Source organism: Pseudomonas sp. S150 (genome assembly GCF_004526365.1).
In the GTDB taxonomy this organism is placed as follows: Bacteria; Pseudomonadota; Gammaproteobacteria; order Pseudomonadales; family Pseudomonadaceae; genus Aquipseudomonas; species Aquipseudomonas putida_A.
Window position 1 is genome coordinate 1,258,545 of record NZ_CP038207.1, and the last position, 16,861, is coordinate 1,275,405.

12 protein-coding genes and 2 pseudogenes are annotated in these 16,861 nt (G+C 60.7%); 2 read left to right on the top strand and 12 right to left on the bottom strand.

Going from position 1 to position 16,861, the window contains the following annotated elements:
* Positions 1-10 precede the first annotated feature (10 nt).
* Positions 11-607, bottom strand: coding sequence for a MarC family protein (locus tag E3Z29_RS05750; protein ID WP_027613585.1), 597 nt, complete (start codon positions 605-607; stop codon positions 11-13).
* A 256-nt stretch (positions 608-863) separates the two neighbouring features.
* Between E3Z29_RS05750 and E3Z29_RS05755 the strand changes: the two genes are divergently transcribed.
* Both E3Z29_RS05755 and E3Z29_RS05760 read left to right on the top strand, forming a co-directional pair.
* Positions 864-1,649, top strand: a complete 786-nt coding sequence (locus tag E3Z29_RS05755) for a hypothetical protein (protein WP_098967026.1) — start codon at positions 864-866, stop codon at positions 1,647-1,649.
* Positions 1,630-2,424 (top strand): hypothetical protein, encoded by a 795-nt coding sequence (locus E3Z29_RS05760; RefSeq protein ID WP_256662071.1) that lies wholly within the window; start codon positions 1,630-1,632, stop codon positions 2,422-2,424. The genes E3Z29_RS05755 and E3Z29_RS05760 overlap by 20 nt, the downstream gene beginning before the upstream one ends.
* Positions 2,425-2,454: 30 nt before the next feature.
* Here the strand turns inward: E3Z29_RS05760 and E3Z29_RS05765 are convergent, their stop codons facing one another.
* The 11 genes and pseudogenes from E3Z29_RS05765 to E3Z29_RS29890 all read right to left on the bottom strand — a co-directional run.
* Complete coding sequence (locus tag E3Z29_RS05765; protein WP_115988297.1) at positions 2,455-5,229, bottom strand: hybrid sensor histidine kinase/response regulator; 2,775 nt, start codon at positions 5,227-5,229, stop codon at positions 2,455-2,457.
* A 99-nt stretch (positions 5,230-5,328) separates the two neighbouring features.
* Positions 5,329-6,624 (bottom strand): phosphoribosylamine--glycine ligase, encoded by a 1,296-nt coding sequence (gene purD / locus E3Z29_RS05770; protein WP_134785340.1) that lies wholly within the window; start codon positions 6,622-6,624, stop codon positions 5,329-5,331.
* A 149-nt stretch (positions 6,625-6,773) separates the two neighbouring features.
* Positions 6,774-8,381, bottom strand: a complete 1,608-nt coding sequence (gene purH, locus E3Z29_RS05775; protein WP_134785341.1) for a bifunctional phosphoribosylaminoimidazolecarboxamide formyltransferase/IMP cyclohydrolase — start codon at positions 8,379-8,381, stop codon at positions 6,774-6,776.
* Between the two features lie 82 nt (positions 8,382-8,463).
* Complete coding sequence (gene fis, locus E3Z29_RS05780) at positions 8,464-8,784, bottom strand: DNA-binding transcriptional regulator Fis (RefSeq protein ID WP_003221275.1); 321 nt, start codon at positions 8,782-8,784, stop codon at positions 8,464-8,466.
* Positions 8,781-9,792, bottom strand: a pseudogene (gene dusB, locus E3Z29_RS05785) (tRNA dihydrouridine synthase DusB). Before dusB ends, fis begins: the two are co-directional and overlap by 4 nt.
* 185 nt (positions 9,793-9,977) lie before the next feature.
* Positions 9,978-11,252, bottom strand: a complete 1,275-nt coding sequence (locus tag E3Z29_RS05790; protein WP_134785343.1) for a DUF3426 domain-containing protein — start codon at positions 11,250-11,252, stop codon at positions 9,978-9,980.
* 30 nt (positions 11,253-11,282) lie between these two features.
* Positions 11,283-12,161 (bottom strand): 50S ribosomal protein L11 methyltransferase, encoded by an 879-nt coding sequence (gene prmA / locus E3Z29_RS05795; protein WP_027613592.1) that lies wholly within the window; start codon positions 12,159-12,161, stop codon positions 11,283-11,285.
* Positions 12,162-12,427: 266 nt separating this feature from the next.
* Positions 12,428-13,786 carry an acetyl-CoA carboxylase biotin carboxylase subunit gene (accC, locus tag E3Z29_RS05800; protein WP_045122275.1) on the bottom strand — a complete coding sequence of 453 codons (1,359 nt, stop codon included), beginning with the start codon at positions 13,784-13,786 and terminating at the stop codon, positions 12,428-12,430.
* Between the two features lie 17 nt (positions 13,787-13,803).
* Positions 13,804-14,268, bottom strand: a complete 465-nt coding sequence (gene accB, locus E3Z29_RS05805; protein WP_024164417.1) for an acetyl-CoA carboxylase biotin carboxyl carrier protein — start codon at positions 14,266-14,268, stop codon at positions 13,804-13,806.
* A gap of 48 nt (positions 14,269-14,316) precedes the next feature.
* Positions 14,317-14,769 carry a type II 3-dehydroquinate dehydratase gene (gene aroQ / locus E3Z29_RS05810; RefSeq protein WP_007914604.1) on the bottom strand — a complete coding sequence of 151 codons (453 nt, stop codon included), beginning with the start codon at positions 14,767-14,769 and terminating at the stop codon, positions 14,317-14,319.
* A gap of 252 nt (positions 14,770-15,021) precedes the next feature.
* Positions 15,022-15,528, bottom strand: a pseudogene (locus E3Z29_RS29890) (methyl-accepting chemotaxis protein); the annotation flags it as partial.
* Positions 15,529-16,861: the final 1,333 nt, after the last annotated feature.

The following is a 16,861-nucleotide window of genomic DNA, read 5'->3' on the forward strand; positions in this document are numbered from 1 at the left end:
CCTTTTTCGTTCAGGACACCAGATAGCCCTTGATCCCGGTAAAGATGATCTGCGCCGCCAGTGCGCAGACGAAAAGGCCCATCAGCCGGCTGACGATCTGCAGGCCCTGATCGCCGAGCACCCGCTCGATGTGATTGGACAGATACAGCACCACCCCTACGGTGAAACTGGCCAGGGTGATGCTCATGATCGCGGTCAGTTTGTCGTCCCAGTGCGGCTGACTGACGCCCATCACCAGCAGGGCGCCAATGGTGCCCGGGCCGACGGTCAGCGGGATGGTCAGCGGGACGATCGTCACGTCCTGTTGCACGTTGTCACTCTGCACGACCGGCTTGCCCTGAGCCATGCCCAATGCCGAGATGAACAGCACGCTGCCGGCACCGATGCGGAATGCGTCCGCAGTGATCCCGAATACATCGAAAATCACCCGCCCGAACAGATAAAGCAAGACGCTGGAGATCAGAGTGGCGATCGCCACTTTCCAGGCCAGGCGCCGCTGTTCCTTGCGCGAGTAGCCACGAGTCAGGCTGATGAAGCAGGACAACACGAAGAACGGGCTGTAGAGCACCAGCATCTTCAGGTAAACGCTGAATAACACGTGGAGCATGAGGGCGACTCGCATCCGGAGAGTGATGACGGCGAGTCTATCAGTCGGTTAGTTGCTTGTGTGTGCAGAAGATTCTGCGCGAGGCAGTCGGTTTTTCGTTTTTTGTTTGATAGTTGTTTTGTGTGATGTTGTTAGTTGCATCTTGTTTGCTGGATAAGATGTTACAGATTTGAGTTTGTGGTGCTGGGCTTGTTTGTTTATTGTTTTCTTGCAAGTTCAAGAGGGGCTTGCCTACTAATTAATAAGGACTTTTATTGTGCATAGTCAAATCGTTAATGAGCTTTATATCTCTTCCTGTATTAACGCGATTGAAGCCTGTGATGTGGGTGCGCCGGTTATTCGCTCTCGTGGCCTGTTGGCTGTAGGGGACGAAATCGAGGCACCGTCGAAAGGCTCTGTTGTCGGCGAAGTCACAATGGGTTTTTCTGGCAAACTTTCGGATCAGAACAAGTCGGATGCCCAGAACGCTCTTCTGTTCGCCACACGTGCAGCGAACAAGCTATACCCCGAAGAGCATCAGGGCCGAGATTGGTATAAGCGGTTCCGTGAGGTGATGACCCTCGCTGGCTGGACGCCTGTCGATCAGTACTACAATGACCTCAGTATCGAAGGCACGAGTGTGCGGATGGACAAGCTGGTACTGGAGATTCTGGGTTCCGTGCTGGCTAATGTTGCACTGCCAGGACCAACCAGCGTTCTGATGCTGAAGGTCGCGGGTGATGCAATCTCGGCCCTGCAAAAACGGGACACTGCTGCGTTGACCGCTTATGAGCGAAATTTGCTGGACCACGGCGTGGGCGGCATCTCCACCGGAGCGTGTGTCGAACTCGACGGTGAGGCAATCATGGCGCTGGGAACGGTGCGTTTTCTGCGCAAGAACACCTCTACCAAAGTGATGTTCGTGGATGTCGATGTTCGTAATGTAAGTTTGTATCGAGCTCAAACTTTCTTTGCCAAAAACACCGACGTCGCCAACGCAGTGCGTGAGACGATCAAGAAAAAGCTGGTGGGTATCGATCAGATTGAAGATATTGATATCTGATAAATCGAAAAAAGCAGTCGAAGGTCGACTGCTTTTTTTTGGGGGCGATTATATGAATTGCAAATATTCCGTTTTGATCGTTGCGGGTGCCGTTGTACTGATTCCGCCGGCAGACAAACCGGAACGCTATCAGGATTTAATAAACTCTCTGTTGTTGGCGCAACTGGCGGCCAACAAGAAACTTGAGAAAGATCCGGGTATTGGCTGGTATGACGTCTACATGGAATTTCTGGACAAATACTGGCTGCGACATTTCAGAGCACGGTTGGATCTGTCCGTCGCACAGGGTAACAGCGTGTCTGTCGTTGACTGGGTGGTCGCTCCTGAGTTCGGGGGGGCTGTGGAGCAATGTGGCGTTGCAAACGCAGTCATGCGTCGACTGGCAGCACTTTCCGCAAGCGAGCCGGCACTAGAGCTGCTGCGTGGTTACATGCAGAAAGGCGCCAGCGATGCAGCGACGGATCAGTCAGATGTTTCCAGAATCATACGGCTGTTGGTGGTCGTGGCGCACTCGCCGATGTCGATGAGCAGCGTCTACATCGAATTTGCGACTGCACGGATTCTCGCTGACAACCCTTTGGCCGAGCTATTCCAGGCTGAGGATATTCGCGGCAGTGTTTGCAGACGCTCTGCCAGTGCCAATTTGTCCGAAACGCTCTATGGGCCGGTTCGCGCAGCCATCGCCCTGAAAGTCCAGGACAGGCTTGAAGCTAACGTGGCGTTGTTGAGGCTGATTGAAGACGTTCCAGCCGAAGAGAACGGCGCAGCCGATTGAGTCACGCTCGAACTGGCGTGGTACCCCTGCTTAAAAGGTCGACGCCGTACGGTTCTGCTGATCGCGCTGGGCTACCCAGTGTTCGATCAGCTCGCGCAGTTGCGACAGCTCCACCGGTTTGGCCATGTGGCCATCCATCCCGGCCTGACGCGCACGTTCCTTGTGTTCGGCGAGGATGTGCGCGGTCAGCGCGACGATCGGCGTGCGTATACGCTGATTGCTGACCTCCCACGCCCGTAGCTGCTGGGTCGCCGAGAAGCCATCGAGGATCGGCATTTCGCAGTCCATCAGCACCAGATCGTAACGCTGGGCCTTCATCGCCTGCAGGGCTTCTTCGCCGTTGCTGGCGGTGTCCGGTTGCAGATTGAGTTTACCGAGCATGCCGCGAATCACTTTGGTCGAAATCGTGTTGTCTTCGGCGACCAGAATGCGGAAATCGCTCGGCACCTTGGCCGCCGTCGCGGGAGTGACCACTTGCGGCTGGAACACTACCTGACCTTTATTGCGCTGGTTCAACTCGTCGGCCAGCGTGGTCTTGAGCGTATAGCCGGCCACCGGTTTGGCGAGGATGCGTTTGATCCCGGAGTTGCGCGCGATGATCTTGCTCGGCGCGTTACTGATGCCGGTGAGCATGATCAACAGGATGTCGTGATTGAGGCTCGGGTCTTCCTTGATCTTGGCCGCCAGTTGCATGCCGGTCATGCCGGGCATGTTCTGGTCCAGCAGCACCACATCGAAGTAGTCGCGCAGGTGCGCCTTGGTGCGCAGCAGCGCCAGCGCTTCCTTGCCCGATGGCACCGCGCTGACGTTCAGACCCCAGGCGCTGCATTGCTGCACCAGCACCTTGCGGCAGGTATCGTTGTCGTCCACCACCAGCACGCGCGCACCTTGCAACGGGCCGTCGAGGTCGGAGGTCGGGTGTTCGAGGCGATCCGGGTCCAGTGGCAGGGTCAGCCACAAGGTGCTGCCCTGATTGGCGCCGCTCTTGATCCCGAACTCGCCGTGCATCAGGCGGATCAGTTGCCGCGCAATCACCAGTCCGAGGTTGCCACCCAGACGGTTGGCCGAGAGGAAGTGTTTGCTGTGCAGTTCGGCGTGCAGCAACGCATCGCGCTCTTCCGCCTCCATTGGCTGGCCGCTGTCCTGCACGGCGATGCGCAGGCGCGGTTTGACGCTGCGTTCGTCGAGGGCGACGACGATCAGCACTTCGCCTTCGTCGGTTTTCTTCAGGGCGTTTTCCAGCAGGCTCAGCAGGGTCTGGCGCAAGCGGGTCGGGTCGCCGCTGATCACGCGCGGCACTTGCGGCTGGATGAAGCTGATCAGCTCGACGTTCTGCTGTTCGGCCTTGGCCCGGTAGATGCTCAGGCAGTCGTCGATCAGCGCGTTGAGGTCGAACTGCACGTCGTCCAGTTCGATCTGTCCGGATTCGAGCTTGGAAATGTCGAGAATCTCGTTGATCAACGTCAGCAGTTCGTTGCCGGCGCTGTGGATGGTTTGCACGTAATCGCGTTGCTTGACCGACAGTGGCGTGCCCAGCAGCAGCTCGGTCATGCCCAGCACGCCGTTCATCGGGGTGCGGATTTCGTGGCTGATCTTGGCGAGGAATTCGGCTTTGGCGTTGATCTCGGCATTGCTCGCGGCAAGGTCGCGGCTGATGCTGAACCGGCTTTCGGTGATGCTGCGCTGGCGTTCACCCAAGGCGATGCTCATCAGCAAGCCACTGATGCAGATGAAACCCATCAGGGTCATGATCAGGCCTTGCGGCGCCACCAGGGTCAGCCCCAGCAGGGCCGGCAAAATAATCAGCGTGCCGATGTTGAACACCACCATCCCGGCAACGAACAGTCGCGCCGGACGGTAGCCCTTCTGCCAGTGATAGAAGCCGACCAGCAACATGCTCAGACCGGCCAGCGCCACCAGCGCGTAGGTGATGATGTTCAGCGGCAGTGTGTTGACGAACAACAGCAGCAGGCTGCAGATGACGATGAACAGAATGTCGCCCAGCAACAGTTTGTTCAGCGGGTGCGGGCCGAGCGGGGCGAAGAAGCGCAGGGCGAACATCAGCCCGGCCGGGGCGGTCAGCAGCAACGCCAGATAGGCGCCCGGGGTCTGGATCGCGTGCCAGTTCGGCAACCACGGGCCGGCGAGGTTGAGCAACAGCAACAGACTCAGGCCCAGCAGTCCTTCGCAGACCGCCAGCCACAGGCTGCTGCGCGAGCGGGAGTAGGCGTAGCGCACAAGATTGTGCAGCAGCAACATGCCCAGGCAGCCGAACAGCAGACCGAAGATCAGCGTCTGGTTCTGGTTGGCGGCACTCATCACCGCCGATTGCAGGGTGATGTGCGGGCGCAGTTGATGGTCGGAAACCATCCGCAGATAAACGTCGAGGGACTTGTCGCTTTGCGGCAGCGGCAGCAGGAAGTCGCTGCTCGGCAGTGGCCGCTCGACCTGCGGCTGATGGGTGCCGGAAGTGCGTTGCTCGATCAGCTTGTCGCCGTCCAGCACGTAGAGGCTGAGGTTGGACAGGTCGGGAGCGAAGATCCGCAGCACCTGCTCGTGCTTGCCCGGCGCCAGTTTGAAGCGCAGCCAGAGTGCACCATCGGGCTCGGCCGCCGTGAGGCGATCAAGTTCGATGGGACTGAATTGATTGGTGTAGCGCGCCGAGCGGATGTCGCTCAGTTGCAGATTACCCTGATCGTCAAGCAATACCGACCAGCCACTGCCTTGCGCGGCTAGAGCCGGAAGCATGCAGAGCAAGGTCAGCAACGTGACGGTGAAACTTATGGCAATCCTGAGCCAGCGCACGGCGAAATCCCTTCGTAGGTTGATGCCAGAATATAACGATGCGCGGCGGCGGAACAGCCCGGCGAGGGACTGCATCCCGCGCCGGACGTGAAGGACAGCTTATTCCTTGGTTTCGCCACGTTCACGGGCAATGGCGCGGTAGCCAATGTCCTTGCGGTAGAAGCAGCCTTCCCAGTCGATGGCAGCGGCCAGCTTGTAGGCTTGCTGCTGCGCTTCGCTGACACTGGCGCCCATGGCGGTGGCGCAGAGTACGCGACCACCGGCCGTCACCACGTTGCCATCCTTCAGCGCCGTACCGGCGTGGAAGACTTTGCCTTCCAGGCCTGCGGCTGTGTCCAGACCGTTGATCACCGCGCCCTTGGCGTAGTCGCCCGGGTAGCCGCCGGCGGCCAGCACGATGCCGACGCTCGGACGTGGATCCCACTGTGCTTCAACCTTGTCCAGCGCTTGCGCCAGAGCGGCTTCGACCAGCAGCACCAGGCTCGACTGCAGACGCAGCATCACCGGTTGGGTTTCCGGGTCACCGAAGCGGCAGTTGAATTCGATGACTTTCGGGTTGCCGGCCTTGTCGATCATCAGACCGGCGTACAGGAAACCGGTGTAGACGTTGCCTTCTTCGGCCATGCCGCGCACGGTCGGCCAGATCACCTGATCCATCACGCGCTGGTGCACGTCGGCGGTGACCACCGGGGCAGGGGAGTAGGCACCCATGCCGCCGGTGTTCGGGCCGCTGTCGCCGTCGCCAACTCGTTTGTGGTCCTGGCTGGTGGCCATCGGCAGGACGTTCTTGCCGTCGACCATGACGATGAACGAGGCTTCTTCGCCGTCGAGGAATTCTTCGATCACCACGCGCGAACCGGCGTCGCCGAAGGCGTTGCCGGCGAGCATGTCGCGCACGGCGTCTTCGGCTTCGGCCAGGGTCATGGCAACGATCACGCCTTTACCGGCGGCCAGGCCATCGGCCTTGATCACGATCGGTGCGCCTTTTTCACGCAGGTAAGCCAGGGCCGGCTCGATCTCGGTGAAGTTCTGGTAGTCGGCGGTCGGGATCTTGTGGCGCGCGAGGAAATCCTTGGTGAAGGCTTTCGAGCCTTCCAGCTGTGCAGCGCCGGCGGTCGGGCCGAAGCAGTCCAGGCCACGGGAGCGGAACAGATCGACCACGCCTGCCACCAGCGGCACTTCCGGGCCGACGATGGTCAGGGAAACGTTTTTCTCGGCGAAGTCGGCCAGTTGCTCAAGGGCCAGCACGTCGATGGCGACGTTCTCGCACTTGGCTTCAATCGCGGTACCGGCGTTGCCCGGCGCGACGAAAACCTTCTGCACGCGCGGATCCTGAGCCACTTTCCAGGCCAGGGCGTGTTCACGGCCACCACTGCCAATGATCAAAACATTCATTTCAAAAACCTCAAAAATCTGTCAGGCGCTGCTGGAGCGCTTTATGTGGGAGCGGGCTTGCTCGCGAAAGCGGTGTGTCAGGCAAAACGGCTGTTGCTGACAGATTGCATTCGCGAGCAAGCCCGCTCCCACATTTGGATCGAGTTGTATCAGTGACGGAAGTGGCGCATGCCGGTGAACACCATGGCGATACCGGCTTCGTCAGCGGCAGCGATCACTTCAGCATCACGCATCGAGCCGCCTGGCTGGATCACTGCAGTGATGCCAACCTTGGCCGCATTGTCCAGACCGTCGCGGAACGGGAAGAACGCGTCCGAGGCCATCACCGAACCGGCCACTTGCAGACCGGCGTGCTCAGCCTTGATCGCGGCGATACGCGCGGAGTTTACGCGGCTCATCTGGCCGGCGCCGACACCGATGGTCTGACGGTTCTTGGCGTAGACGATGGCGTTGGACTTGACGTACTTGGCGACTTTCCAGGCGAAGATCAGGTCGTGGATTTCCTGTTCGGTCGGTGCGCGCTTGGTCACCACTTTCAGGTCGTCGGCGCCGATCATGCCGATGTCGCGGCTCTGCACCAGCAGGCCACCGTTGACGCGCTTGTAGTCCCAGGCCGGAACGCGATCCGCCGACCACTCGCCACAGGCCAGCAGGCGCACGTTGGCTTTGGCGGCGACGATGGCGCGAGCTTCTGCGCTGACGCTTGGCGCGATGATCACTTCCACGAACTGACGCTCGACGATCGCCTTGGCAGTCTCGGCATCCAGTTCACGGTTGAACGCGATGATGCCGCCGAAGGCCGACTCGGTGTCGGTGGCGTAGGCCAGTTCGTAGGCCTGACGGATACCGCCTTCGGCATCCGGGCTCACCGCCACGCCGCACGGGTTGGCGTGCTTGACGATCACGCAGGCCGGCTTGACGAAGCTCTTCACGCATTCCAGCGCGGCGTCGGTGTCGGCCACGTTGTTGTACGACAGCTCTTTGCCTTGCAGTTGGGTCGCGGTGGCGATACCGACTTCGGCAGGCTTGGCTTCCACGTAGAACGCCGCGCTCTGGTGCGGGTTCTCGCCGTAGCGCATTTCCTGGGCCTTGATGAACTGGCTGTTGAAGGTGCGCGGGAATTCGCTGCGACCTTCGGTGCTCAGTACGTCGGCAGCCTGATTCACGGTGCCCATGTAGTTGGCGATCATGCCGTCGTAGGCGGCGGTGTGTTCGAACGCCTTGAGCATCAGGTCGAAACGCTGAGCGTAGGTCAGGCCGCCGGCCTTGAGGTTTTGCAGAACGTTGGCGTAATCGCTGGCATTCACCACGATTGCCACGTCTTTATGGTTTTTCGCTGCCGAACGAACCATGGTCGGGCCGCCGATGTCGATGTTCTCGATCGCGGTCGGCAGGTCACAGCCTGGCTTGTTGATGGTGGCTTCGAACGGGTACAGGTTGACTGCAACCAGGTCGATCGGCTTGATGCCGTGCTCGTTCATGATCGCGTCGTCGATACCGCGACGACCGAGGATTCCGCCGTGGATTTTCGGGTGCAGGGTTTTCACCCGACCGTCCATCATCTCCGCGAAACCGGTGTAATCCGCGACTTCCACTGCGGCAACACCGTTGTCGCGCAGCAGCTTGAACGTTCCGCCGGTGGAGAGGATCTCGACGCCGAGGGCTTCAAGCTCCTTGGCGAATTCGAGGATCCCGGTCTTGTCGGAAACGCTGATCAAGGCGCGGCGGATCGGCAGGCGGGTAGTCTGGTCGGTCATCTCAATTTCCATCAAAAGCAAAGGAAGTCAGCAAAAAAGGCGACCGGTTTTACGCGGGCGCCTTTCTGGTTTGATTGAATGCTTACAGCAGATCGTACTGCTTGAGTTTCTTGCGCAGCGTGCCGCGGTTGAGTCCGAGCAGCTCGCTGGCCTTGGTCTGGTTGCCCTTGACGTAGTTCATCACGCTTTCGAGCAGGGGAGCCTCGACTTCGGAGAGCACCAGGTTGTACACATCCGTGACGGACGCGCCCTCAAGGTGGGCGAAATAATTGTGCAGCGCCTTCTCGACACTCCCGCGAAGGGTCTGACCTTCTTCGCTCGGGGTATTGAGGTGCTGTTTCAAATTCACGTTGTCGCTCACGGGTGCTGTTCCACTCACTAAAGTCTCGGTCATCATCGTCATGCGGCCACCCCTTCTTCGTCCCCTGTCAGGCTCTTGTAACGCTCGGCGAAGAACTCCCGAACGTTGGCGCATTGTGTTTCCGTACCATCCAAACGATTGAAGTGGGCGCGAAACTCCCTGGCGCCCGGCAAGGTTGCGAGATACCAGCCCACATGCTTGCGGGCAATACGGACGCCCATCACATCCCCCATAGAAGGCGTGAAGTGCGGCCAGATGCTCCAGCAGGATGCGTTCCACTTCGCTCAGCTCCGGCGCCGGCAATTTCTCGCCGGTACGCAGGAAGTGTTCGATCTCGCGAAAAATCCATGGCCGCCCCTGGGCAGCCCGGCCTATCAGCAGGCCATCGGCACCGGTCGCGTCAAGCACGTAACGGGCCTTTTCCGGCGAATCGATATCGCCATTGGCAAACACCGGGATCGACACCGCCTGCTTGATCGCGGCAATCGTGTCGTACTCGGCTTCGCCGGTGTACAGATCGGCGCGCGTGCGGCCATGCACGGCCAGCGCGGTGATCCCGGCCTGCTCGGCGATCTTCGCCACAGTCAGGCCGTTCTTGTTGTCGCGATCCCATCCGGTGCGGATCTTCAGGGTCACCGGCACATCCACTGCAGCGACGACGGCCTGCAGGATCTCGGTCACCAGTGCTTCGTCTTTCAATAACGCGGAGCCGGCGGCCTTGTTGCAGACCTTCTTTGCCGGGCAACCCATGTTGATATCAATAATCTGTGCGCCCAGTTCGACGTTGGCCCGTGCCGCGTCCGCCAGCATCTGCGCATCGCCACCGGCAATCTGCACCGAGCGTGGCTCGGGATCGCCTTCGTGGATCATGCGCATGCGCGACTTGCGGGTATTCCACAGGCTCATGTCACTGGTGACCATTTCCGAGACTACAAGCCCTGCGCCCAAACGCTTGCACAGCTGACGAAAGGGCTGGTCGGTGACGCCCGCCATCGGGGCGAGAATCAAACCGTTCTGCAATGTATATGGGCCGATGCGTACCGCCGACATAGGACTTCCCTGAAGTGGGGCCGGATCATGAGAGTTCGAAAAAGGGTTGGCATGATACCCGCTCTCGATGACTGGATAAAGGCTGAATTGAACAAAATCTGAACAGTTATTCTGTTATTACCAGCGGTTTGGTAAGCGCGGGCGAAGTCAGAAAACTGCCGTCAAACCTGAAGCGATGAAGCGATTCACTCGGGCGAGTGGAAACTCAGGCTGTAATTCACCGCTTTGGGGCCTGGATCAAGGATATCCAGCGCGATGTGGATCGGCGTCTGCGGCGGCATTTCCGCCATGCCCTCAAGGTCGCCGTTGAGGTATTCGCCGGGTTTGAAGCGACGACTGGCGATCAGATGACCGTTGAGGTCAGCGAAGCGTAGCTCCAGCAACGGAAATGGCTGGGAGAACGTCGCCCGGTTGTAGATGATCGCATCCACCACCAGCGCCCCGCTGAATTCCGGATGGCTGCGCACCACCAGATTGCTGCTTTTGATTTTGCCGATGTCGACCTTGGACGGCACCGTGCAGCCGATCTGCGGGCAGAACTGCTGAAACCATGGGCGGTACTGATCCTGCCGCGCCAGTTCATCGAAGTGATAGGCAATGTACTGGCCGGCCAGACCGGCGGCAGCTAGCAGCACCAGCAAAGCCCAGAGCAGACGCCGGCCCCAGGGCGAACGGCGTTTCTGCCAGTCCAGTTGCAGCGGGTCGTCGGTCAGGTCCTGCAACACTTCGGCGCGTTGACGTTTTTTGCGCAGCGGTTCGACCGATGGCAAGTCGTCATCGTCCGGCTCGACGTTGGCCGACAGGCGTTCGCGCCGGGCATTCGGATCGATCGGGTCGTGCAGGCGCAGTTGCGGGATCGGCGGTTCATCGTCCAGATCCACCGGCTCCAGCGACAGGGAAGGCTCGGTGCGCGCGGTGTTTAGCGGTTCCGGTTCGACGGCATCTGGCTCGACGTCATCTTCGGGCTCGGGCAGACGTTCATCGTCGCGTGCGCTGAACAGGCTATCGCGCCACTCCGTTTCATCGGCTTCAGGACTGTCGCGCCGGGCGCTCAGGGACTCTTCGCGCTGACGACCGAATTCGGTGGTCGGCTGGATTTCCCGTTGTTCGAGGCGGGCGAGTTCTTCGTCCAGATCGAGGCTGTCCAGGTCCAGCTCGCTGGCGCTCCATTGCTTTTGGCTGATGGCGCGCGGCGCGGGCGGTTCGTCATTGACGGGTGCTTCGACCACTGGCGGTGGCTCGCTGACCACCGCCTGAGACGGTGCTGGCTGGACAATGGACGGCGCCACCGGAGTGACCGCTTCCTTGCCGGCGTGTTGTTCCAGCAGCTGTTTGGCGGCGTTGAACACTTGCAGGCAGGAGCCACAGCGAACCACCCCGCGGGCCACGCTCAACTGAGCATGGCTGACGCGGAAGCTGGTTTGGCAATGCGGGCACTGGGTGACGAAGCTGTCGGTCATGCGGCGATCCGGTTTATGCAGGCGGTCATTCTAGCGCCGACGGCCGGTGATACGCACCCAGCCATCGCGATTGGCGATCGGGTCCAGATCAAAGTCCTGCGCATAGGCGGCAGCGACTTCTTCACCTTGTTCGGCGAGGATGCCTGACAGTGCCAGACGACCGCCGGTTTTCACCAGGCCGGACAGCTGCGGCGCCAGGGAAACCAGCGGGCCGGCCAGAATGTTGGCCACCAGCACGTCGGCTTTGACCTGCGGCAAATCTTCCGGCAGGTACAGCGGGAACAGCTCGTCGGCAATATTGTTGCGCCCGGCGTTGTCGCGCGAGGCTTCCAGCGCCTGCACGTCGATGTCGGTGCCGACGGCTTCTTTCGCGCCGAGCAGCAGGGCGGCGATCGCCAGAATTCCCGAGCCGCAGCCGAAGTCCAGGACGTTGCAGTCTTTCAGGTCCTGACCGTCGAGCCATTCCAGGCACAGGGCGGTGGTCGGGTGGGTGCCGGTGCCGAACGCCAGGCCCGGATCCAGCAACAGATTGACCGCGTCAGGCTCGGGCGCGGCGTGCCAGCTCGGCACGATCCACAGGCGCTGACCGAAACGCATTGGCTGGAAGCCGTCCATCCAGCTGCGTTCCCAGTCCTGGTCTTCGATGACTTCGCTGTGATGCTCGGGCAGCGGACTGCCGGTCAGCAGTTCCAGATGCGCGAGCACCGGCGCAGGCTCGGTGCCGCCCTCGAACAGGGCCAGCAGGTGCGTGTGCGCCCACAGTGGGGTGGTGTTGAGTTCCGGCTCGAAGATCGGCTGATCTTCGGCGTCCATGAAGGTCACCGAAACGGCGCCGACTTCAAGGAAAGCGTCTTCGTAGGTTTCGGCTTGTTCCGGGCTGATGGCGAGACGTACTTGCAGCCAAGGCATGGCGGGCACCTTTGAAAAAATATGATTGCAGCCTAGCGGCCAGCGAGAAGCGCGCAAGTTTACGCGAGCGCAGGCGGTTTGTGGGAGAGACTTGAAACGCCATTCCCTTGTAGGAGTGAGCCTGCTCGCGATGGCGATGGTGCTGTCGACACATATGCTGGATGTGCCGGCCTCATCGCGAGCAGGCTCACTCCTACAGGGGTTTATGTAATCTGCAGAAACAACAAAGCCGCCCGAAGGCGGCCTTGTCTGTGCGGACTTGAAGCTTAGTGCTTCTCGCCAGCCAGCTTGTGCTCGAGGTAGTGAATGTTCACGCCCCCTTTGCAGAAGCCTTCGTCGCGGGTCAGATCACGGTGCAGCGGGATGTTGGTCTTGATCCCGTCAACCACGATCTCGTCCAGGGCATTACGCATGCGGGCCATGGCTTCGTCGCGGGTGGCGCCGTAAGTGATCAGCTTGCCGATCAGCGAGTCGTAGTTCGGCGGAACTGCATAACCGCTGTACAGGTGCGAATCGACGCGAACGCCGTTGCCGCCTGGGGCGTGGAAATGCTTGACCGTGCCCGGGCTCGGCATGAAGGTTTTCGGGTCTTCAGCGTTGATCCGGCACTCCAGCGAGTGACCGCGGATCACCACGTCATCCTGCGTGAACGACAGCTTGTTGCCAGCGGCGATGCTGAGCATCTCCTTGACGATGTCGATACCGGTGACCATTTCCGAAACCGGGTGCTCCACCTGAACACGGGTGTTCATTTCGATGAAGTAGAAACGACCGTTCTCGTACAGGAACTCGAAGGTACCAGCGCCACGGTAGCCGATGTCGATGCACGCCTTGACGCAGCGAGCCAGAACTTCCTGACGCGCCTGCTCGTCGATGCCCGGTGCCGGCGCTTCTTCGAGAACCTTCTGGTGACGGCGTTGCAGCGAGCAATCGCGGTCGCCCAGATGGATGGCGTGACCCTGGCCGTCGGACAGTACCTGAACTTCGACGTGACGCGGGTTGGTCAGGAATTTTTCCAGATAGACCATCGGGTTGCCGAACGCCGCGCCAGCTTCGGAGCGGGTCAGTTTCGCCGAGGCGATCAGGTCTTCTTCCTTGTGCACCACGCGCATGCCGCGACCACCGCCGCCGCCAGCGGCTTTGATGATCACCGGGTAGCCGACTTCACGACCGATGCGCAGCGCCGTTTCTTCGTCTTCCGGCAGCGGGCCGTCGGAACCTGGAACGGTAGGCACGCCTGCTTCGATCATCGCGTGCTTGGCCGATACCTTGTCGCCCATCAGGCGAATGGTGTCGGCTTTCGGGCCGATGAAGGCGAAGCCGGAGTTCTCGACCTGCTCGGCAAAATCGGCGTTTTCCGCGAGGAAACCGTAGCCTGGGTGAATGGCGGTAGCGCCAGTCACTTCAGCGGCAGCGATGATGGCCGGGATGTGCAGGTAGGACTGAGCGGCAGAAGCCGGGCCGATGCAGACGGACTCGTCTGCCAGACCCAGGTGCATCAGCTCTTTGTCGGCCTTGGAGTAAACGGCGACGGTCTTGATGCCCATCTCTTTGCAGGCACGCAGAATCCGCAGGGCGATCTCACCGCGGTTAGCGATCAGAACTTTTTCCAACTTCGCAGTCATCAAAGGCTCTCCGCAGTTCAAACGATGGTGAACAGCGGTTGGTCGTACTCAACCGGCTGGCCGTCTTCGACGAGGATGGATTCGATCACACCGCTGGTTTCAGCTTCGATGTGGTTCATCATCTTCATGGCTTCGACGATGCACAGGGTGTCGCCTTTCTTCACGGTCTGGCCGACTTCAACGAAGGCTGGCGAGGTTGGCGAAGATTTACGGTAGAAGGTGCCTACCATTGGCGAGCGGGCCACGGTGCCGTTCAGTGCAGGAGCAGCAGCGGCAGCCGGAGCGGCAGCAGCTACTGGAGCAGCAGCGGCGGCAGGCGCAGCGGCCGGAGCCTGCATCGGCGCCGGAGCGTAGTACTGCTGAGCCGGGGTCTTGCTGTGACGGCTGATGCGTACGGACTCTTCGCCTTCCTTGATCTCGAGCTCGTCGATGCCGGACTCTTCCAGCAATTCGATCAGTTTCTTAACTTTACGGATATCCATGAATCATCAACTCCCAAGGGTCGGTCAGGGGCGTTTAACGCTTGTGGTTCAAGTCGTTGCCTGTGTTTCAAGCTGTTCTAGTGCGGCCTCCAGGGCCAGTCGGTAACCGCTGGCGCCAAGGCCGCAGATCACTCCCACCGCTACATCGGAGAAGTAAGAGTGATGGCGGAAAGGTTCGCGCTTGTGCACGTTGGACAAATGCACTTCGATGAATGGGATGCTCACTCCCAGCAGCGCGTCACGTAATGCGACACTTGTGTGTGTAAATGCTGCTGGATTGATCAGAATGAAATCGACACCTTCACCGCGAGCGGCGTGGATGCGGTCGATCAATTCGTACTCGGCATTGCTTTGCAGATACAGCAGATGATGGCCGGCTTCACGGGCGCGGCGCTCCAGATCCTGATTGATCTGCGCCAGGGTCGTTGAACCGTAAGTGCCGGGTTCACGGGTGCCGAGCAGGTTCAGGTTGGGGCCGTGCAGCACCAGTAGCGTCGCCATCTGCGTGTTCCTTGTTATGAATGAGCAGTCGTCAGAACCCGGCGACTATGCCGCAAAGGCTTTGTGACTGTCCAGTTCTCTGCAATAGCCAGCACGATGACCGATGTTTGCGCGAAATTTATGACTGAGTGATTTGATCCGGTCATTCCGCAAGATTTGCGCTGATGCGAATGACGCTATCGCGAGCAGGCTCACTCCTACAGTTGGAATGCGTTCCCTTGTAGGAGTGAGCCTGCTCGCGATAGCGGCCTGTCAGACGCGGAATGCCTGAACGGCGGTATGCAATTGCCCACCCAACTCCAGCAGATTCTCACCCTGCTCACGCCCGCGGCCGATGCGCAGCAGGTTATCCCCGCCCAATTGATGGATCCGCTCGCTGTGATCACGAATCTCGCTGACCGCGCCGCTCTGCTGGGCGGTGATGTCGGCGATGCGGATCGCCGTGTCGGAAATGGTCTGGATCGCGCCAACGATCTTGTCCAGCGCGCCGTCCGCCGCTTGTGCCTGACTGGCCGTGGCTTCGGCGTGTTCGACCTGTGCGCGCATGCCTTCGACCGATTGTCGGGCAGCAGTTTGCAGGCCGGCGATCAGCGTCTGAATCTCCGCCGTGGCGCCCGCCGTGCGTTGCGCCAGTGAGCGCACTTCCTCGGCCACCACCGCAAAACCACGGCCCATTTCCCCGGCCCGCGCCGCTTCGATCGCCGCATTCAGCGCCAGCAGGTTGGTCTGGTCGGCGATCGAGCGGATCACCGTCAGTACGCCGCCGATAGTCGCCGACTCTTCGGCAAGATGCTCGATCATCTGCGCGTTGCCTTGCACCTCGCCGACCAGCGCATGCAGGCCGGTGAGGCTCTGGCCGATCACGGTCTGTCCATGTTCGACCGCCAGCCCTGCATGGCGACTGGCGTCCGCGGCCTGGCGCGCATCACCGGCCACTTGCTGAATGGTCGCCTCCAGTTCGCCGAGGGAGTCGCGGATCAACGCGGTATCGCCGGCCTGATGTTCGGCGCCGCTGTGCAGGTCGTTGCTCAGTTCGGCCAGCGTACGGCTGCTGCCGGCCACCTGTTCGGCATTGCCGCGAATCGTCCCGACCAGATCCACCAGATACGCGCGCAGGCGATTCAGTGACGCTTCGATGTCATGCAGTTCGCGGTTGGTTTTGCCCAACTGAATGTCGCGACTGAAATCGCCTTCGGCCCAGGTCGACAGCGCCGGGGCGAGGTTGGTCAGGGTGCGGGCGAGGCGCCGCTGCAGGGTGTCGATCAGCAGCGCGATCAACAGAATCAGGCCGATCATCACGCCCTGCATCAGGCGCACTTCGCCCTGAATCTGCCCGTGCTGGGCGCGTACCACCGGCTCAAGCCCGGCGATCGCCTGTTGCACGGCGGCGATCTTCAAATGGGTCGCGGTGCTCAGGTCGGTGCGTTTCTGGATCTGCTCGCGGGTGCGTGCCAGCTCCGCCGGGTAGCGACCGAGCAGGCTGTTAAGTTCACGCTTGAGGCCGACCCCGGCGTCTTCGGCTGCGGCTTTTTCTGTGCTTTCGATGCCCATCATCGCGGCGAAATCATCACTGCCGGATTCATGCTTGGCGACCACGCCGAGCAGGGGCAGGGCGTCGATGGCCTGAGCCTGGGTGCGGATGTTGTCGACTTCGCGCTCGACGTCGGCGGCCAATTCACTACGGCCGCTGCTGACCAGTTTGTCGCGGGCCAGCGACAGCTTGCCCAGGTGCTGCGAAGCGACCAGCAGCGGCGTCAGGTAAGACGCGTTGCCATTGGCGTAGGTGCTGAGTTGATCGAGGCTGGCGCTCAGTTCGCGTTCGGCTTGCAGCAGCAGTGCTTGCGGATCACCGGCCAGTTTGCCGGCGGCGAGCAGGTCGGTTTTGCTGAACTCTTCGAGGCTCGACAGACTTGGTCGCAGGGTCTCGGCCAGTGCCGGAGGCAGTTCGCCGAGCTCCTTCTGCAGGCCGTCGATGGCTTGGCTGGCGCTGCTCAGGCGCAGGGCGTCGCCGCTGGCGAGGTAGTCCTCGACATTGCGCGCCACGTCATTCTGAAATTGCTGCGACAGGCCGAGGTAGCGCTCCATCAACAGA

Coding starts and splice junctions, on each gene's coding strand:
- accB (WP_024164417.1), bottom strand. CDS start 14,268: ATGGATATCCGTAAAGTTAAGAAACTGATCGAATTGCTGGAAGAGTCC.
- purD (WP_134785340.1), bottom strand. CDS start 6,624: ATGAATGTTTTGATCATTGGCAGTGGTGGCCGTGAACACGCCCTGGCC.
- E3Z29_RS05790 (WP_134785343.1), bottom strand. CDS start 11,252: ATGACCGACAGCTTCGTCACCCAGTGCCCGCATTGCCAAACCAGCTTC.
- accC (WP_045122275.1), bottom strand. CDS start 13,786: ATGACTGCGAAGTTGGAAAAAGTTCTGATCGCTAACCGCGGTGAGATC.
- E3Z29_RS05750 (WP_027613585.1), bottom strand. CDS start 607: ATGCTCCACGTGTTATTCAGCGTTTACCTGAAGATGCTGGTGCTCTAC.
- aroQ (WP_007914604.1), bottom strand. CDS start 14,769: ATGGCGACGCTACTGGTGCTGCACGGCCCCAACCTGAACCTGCTCGGC.
- prmA (WP_027613592.1), bottom strand. CDS start 12,161: ATGCCTTGGCTGCAAGTACGTCTCGCCATCAGCCCGGAACAAGCCGAA.
- purH (WP_134785341.1), bottom strand. CDS start 8,381: ATGACCGACCAGACTACCCGCCTGCCGATCCGCCGCGCCTTGATCAGC.
- fis (WP_003221275.1), bottom strand. CDS start 8,784: ATGACGATGATGACCGAGACTTTAGTGAGTGGAACAGCACCCGTGAGC.